This is a genomic window from uncultured Flavobacterium sp., from assembly GCF_963975005.1.
GTDB lineage: Bacteria > Bacteroidota > Bacteroidia > Flavobacteriales > Flavobacteriaceae > Flavobacterium.
Window position 1 is genome coordinate 1 of record NZ_CAXBFR010000176.1, and the last position, 4,245, is coordinate 4,245.

4 protein-coding genes and 1 pseudogene are annotated in these 4,245 nt (G+C 26.9%); 3 read left to right on the plus strand and 2 right to left on the minus strand.

Annotated features, from left to right (window positions below; translation table 11 throughout):
- Positions 1-183 (plus strand): annotated as a pseudogene (locus AACZ53_RS14000) (transporter); the annotation flags it as partial.
- A gap of 165 nt (positions 184-348) precedes the next feature.
- Entirely contained in the window at positions 349-1,662 is a 1,314-nt protein-coding gene (gene rimO / locus AACZ53_RS14005; protein ID WP_339839729.1) for a 30S ribosomal protein S12 methylthiotransferase RimO, read from the plus strand.
- A 42-nt stretch (positions 1,663-1,704) separates the two neighbouring features.
- On the opposite strand, the gene AACZ53_RS14010 is transcribed toward rimO, so the two are convergent.
- Both AACZ53_RS14010 and AACZ53_RS14015 read right to left on the minus strand, forming a co-directional pair.
- Positions 1,705-2,727 carry a transglutaminase domain-containing protein gene (locus tag AACZ53_RS14010; protein ID WP_339839732.1) on the minus strand — a complete coding sequence of 341 codons (1,023 nt, stop codon included), beginning with the start codon at positions 2,725-2,727 and terminating at the stop codon, positions 1,705-1,707.
- A complete protein-coding gene (locus AACZ53_RS14015) occupies positions 2,720-3,451 on the minus strand; it encodes a carboxypeptidase-like regulatory domain-containing protein (protein WP_339839735.1) in 732 nt (243 codons plus the stop codon). The genes AACZ53_RS14010 and AACZ53_RS14015 overlap by 8 nt, the downstream gene beginning before the upstream one ends.
- A 121-nt stretch (positions 3,452-3,572) precedes the next feature.
- On the opposite strand from AACZ53_RS14015, the gene AACZ53_RS14020 reads away from it, so the two are divergent.
- Entirely contained in the window at positions 3,573-3,956 is a 384-nt protein-coding gene (locus tag AACZ53_RS14020; RefSeq protein ID WP_339839737.1) for a hypothetical protein, read from the plus strand.
- The last annotated feature ends 289 nt before the right edge of the window (positions 3,957-4,245 follow it).

Here is a 4,245-nt window from a genome sequence, read left to right on the forward strand (position 1 = left end):
GGAGATTTAATTGGATATTCTGGTGGTTTAGGATACAGCTTTAATAATGCTAGAATTGATTTATCTTACGCAAACACCCATAGAAATTACAGTCAAAGTTTTATTTCATCTGGAATGAATGATCAAGCTAGAATCAATAATAAAAATGATACTGTAAGCTTAAGTTACACTGTAACCTTTTAAAAATTACTTATAAAAAATCTAAAAACTACTTCAAATGAAGTAGTTTTTTTTTATTTGAAATAGTTATGTTAATAAAGAAAATCATAAATATTACTCAAACCAAAACAATTACATTTAAAAAGCGTAATTTTGCACTCCAAAACTCAGAAATAAACTTTCAATTCTATGAGAACCAAATCGTTAAAGAAAAATAAAATCAATGTTATTACGCTAGGATGTTCAAAAAACGTCTATGATAGTGAAGTTTTAATGGGTCAATTAAAAGCCAATGGCAAAGAAGTAACGCATGAAGCTAAAGAAGATGAAGGAAATATCATCGTAATCAACACTTGTGGTTTTATCGACAATGCAAAGGAAGAATCAGTAAATATGATTTTAGAATATGCTGATAAAAAAGAAAGAGGTTTAGTTGATAAAGTTTTCGTAACTGGCTGTTTATCTGAACGATATAAGCCGGATTTAGAAAAAGAAATTCCGAATATAGATCAATTTTTTGGTACAACTGAATTACCTTTATTATTAAAAGCATTAGGTGCAGATTACAAACACGAATTGATTGGTGAACGTTTAACTACAACTCCAAAAAATTATGCGTATTTAAAAATTGCAGAAGGTTGTGATAGACCTTGTAGTTTTTGTGCCATTCCATTAATGCGTGGTAAACACGTCTCTACTCCTATTGAACATTTAGTTATTGAAGCTGAGAAATTAGCTAAAAACGGAGTTAAAGAGTTGATTTTAATTGCTCAAGATTTAACATATTACGGTTTAGATATTTACAAAAAAAGAAATTTAGCTGAATTACTAGAAAATTTGGTAAAAGTTGAAGGAATTGAATGGATTCGTTTGCATTATGCATTTCCAACAGGATTTCCGATGGAAGTTTTGGAATTGATGAAACGCGAACCAAAAATCTGTAATTATATTGATATTCCGTTACAACATATTTCTGATAGCGTTCTGAAATCAATGCGAAGAGGAACTACTTATGAGAAAACAACTAATTTATTAAAAGACTTTAGAAAAGCTGTTCCAGAAATGGCAATTCGTACAACATTAATTGTTGGTTATCCGGGAGAAACTGAAGAAGATTTTCGAATTTTGAAAAACTGGGTTGAAGAAATGCGTTTTGAAAGATTAGGTTGTTTTACTTATTCTCACGAAGAAAACACACATGCTTATAATTTAGTAGATGATGTTCCAGAAGATGTCAAACAAGCCCGTTCTCTTAAAATTATGGATATTCAGGCACAAATTTCTTGGGATTTGAATCAGGAAAAAATTGGTCAGACTTTTAAATGTGTGATTGACAGAAAAGAAGGTCAACATTTTATTGGTAGAACCGAATTTGACAGTCCAGATGTAGATAATGAAGTTTTAATTGATGCTTCAAAATTCTATTTAAAAACAGGAGATTTTGTAATGTTAAAAATTACTGATGCTACAGAATTTGATTTGTATGCTGAACCAATTGTCTAAAAGTAAATTATTAGTTTAATAAAATAGAAAAAGGGAAAAAAGTTATTTTTTTTCCCTTTTCACTTTTACAACATATGTAAATAGATAGTCTTCATTTAACTTTATATGCACATCATAGTCACCTCTAGCGTTGAATAAATATTTTAATTCAATAAATCCATCTTCATTTCTAATTACACTAGGTTTGGTTGATTTATTATAACTTCCTGAAACAAGTTCAACACTAATAGCATCTATATCAATTGACACTCTATCTTTCAGTACAAAAGACACCTCGTAATATTGATTTACTTCAAGAAACATAACTGAAGGTTCTAAGGACATTATTTCATATTTAAATGCGTCTCTATAGACAAATGGAGCTTTTAGAAATTGACTAAGTTTGTTTTCTTTTTCAGTCAACAACCACCTACTATCTAGAGGAAAATGATTTGTGGCAAACATTTCTGGATTAGATAAAAAGTAACCATTATTATAATGAAATTCAAAATCATATTTATCTAAATCAAAAACACCACTTGCCCAAGTAGCATCACACAAATACCATTTATTATTCAACTTAACAGCATTCCAAGAATGATTAGGAATATAAGGCTCTTTATTATTGTCATTTACTGTACGTCCATAACCATCAATCATTTCACACTCAATGTTGGCTAAATTTGATAACTCTTTTATTAAATAAGCATAACCCGTACAAACCGTTTTTTGTTCCTTTAATAATTTTTTAAAAACCTTTACACTAAACTCCTTATTCCAAACTTTAAGAGCAACGCTATCTTTTTTTAATCTGTTCCGTTCTTTGGCATTCTTTAAATAATATTTATAATCGTTTTCAATATTTGTTGAAACCCACATAAATATTGCTCTAAATTTTTCCACATCAGAAGGCAATGAATGAGTTAAATTATACGCTAATATTGGTAAACTTTTAAGATCATTACCATAAAGACTGATGGCTACTTTATCTGCTTCTCTAAAATCAACATTTTCAAAATCTGCTAATTGGGCATTACCAATTATTGTAACAAATAAAGATAAGTATAGTAGTATATTTTTAATCATTTTTAAAAAATCCAGATATTTTTTGTAAAAAAGTACAATTAGATTTGTATACTTTATTAGTTGAAACTTCTCCCATCATGATAAAATCACATGACTCCATAGATGACAGTAAAGTAATATCATTTGCTTCAGAAGCTTTGAACTCAACTTTTTTAAAACCAACAAAACTTAATATTAATATTGCATCTTTATCTATTGGTTCTTTAAATACAAAATTACCATCAAAATCAGTTGTTACTCCAATAATTGTGTTTTTTATTACAACACTAGCTCCTGCTAGAGGTCCTAGCTCATCAGAAACTTTACCTTTTACTATAATTTTCATAGGTTTTATAATAGTATCCGATTTTTTTTTATTTAAATCATAATTTTGTGATTTATGAAAAGTTGAGTCTAATTTTTTATCTTGTGTAAATCCATAATTGAAAGACAAAAGTGACACTATAGAAAAACCCAATACACTTTTATTCAAAAAATTAAATTTATTATTTAAATATGATGGCTGATAATCTAAATATATTTTTAATTGATCTTTACGAAAGTTACCACAAGTTTTTTCTTTGTTAGAATTAAAGTACTTTACTATTTCAGCATCATTCATAATACTAAAATCTATTACTTCTTTATTGCATGAATTGCAAAAACCACCTTTTCCTGTAGAAATAAATTCTTTAAAATTTTCTGAACAAGGCTTTTCAATTGTTAGATCTAATCTTTGATTCATATATGTAAGTATAATTCATTTAAAATTAATAATTTAAAATTAGATATTTATCCTAAAAAAAACAAGTAAATAGATTTTTTTATATCTTTACTTTTTTAAAGACACTAATAAAAATTAAATTATGAAAACAAAAATTATATTTTCATTTGCCTTTATTTTGTTTGCTTATTTTATGCAAGCACAATCTAATGAAGTGGAAGTTTATACCGAAGATTCAAAATTATTTACAGTTTTCATTGATGGTGTTAAAATGAATCAAAGTCCCTTATCAAATGTAAAATTTACTTCTACAAAAACAGATAATATTGATTTTAAAATCATTTTTGTTGAAAATGATAAAATAGTAGAAAAAAAAGACGTTGAAATGATTTCTAACAATAACAGAATGGCTTTTACAAATGGTGCTAAAGCTGTTTACTTATTAAAACCAAATAATGGAACATATGAATTAATTCAAACTTCTGTTACCAATAGACCAAATGCTAATCAAAAAGTTACAGACTAAGATTACATTACTAGTAATTTTAAAGAGCCTCATTTATTATGGGGCTTTTTTTATACCTGATATTTATCATATTTTTTTAGGGTTTTAAAAAGTAACTTTATAAAAAAATTAAAACCAATAGATATGATTAAAAAACATAATTTAGCAGAAGCATTCCCAAAGTTTGAAGAGAAGATTCATACATTAAAAGTTGAAGACAGTCATTTTAAAAATTTATTTGATAAATATGATGAATTAGACCATGAAATTTATAAAATTGAAACAGATATAGCACCTGCTTCAGATGATG

What these genes read in the sequence shown, in the direction of transcription:
- rimO (WP_339839729.1), top strand. Translation starts at nt 349, where the DNA reads ATGAGAACCAAATCGTTAAAGAAAAATAAAATCAATGTTATTACGCTA.
- AACZ53_RS14010 (WP_339839732.1), bottom strand. Translation starts at nt 2,727, where the DNA reads ATGATTAAAAATATACTACTATACTTATCTTTATTTGTTACAATAATT.
- AACZ53_RS14015 (WP_339839735.1), bottom strand. Translation starts at nt 3,451, where the DNA reads ATGAATCAAAGATTAGATCTAACAATTGAAAAGCCTTGTTCAGAAAAT.
- AACZ53_RS14020 (WP_339839737.1), top strand. Translation starts at nt 3,573, where the DNA reads ATGAAAACAAAAATTATATTTTCATTTGCCTTTATTTTGTTTGCTTAT.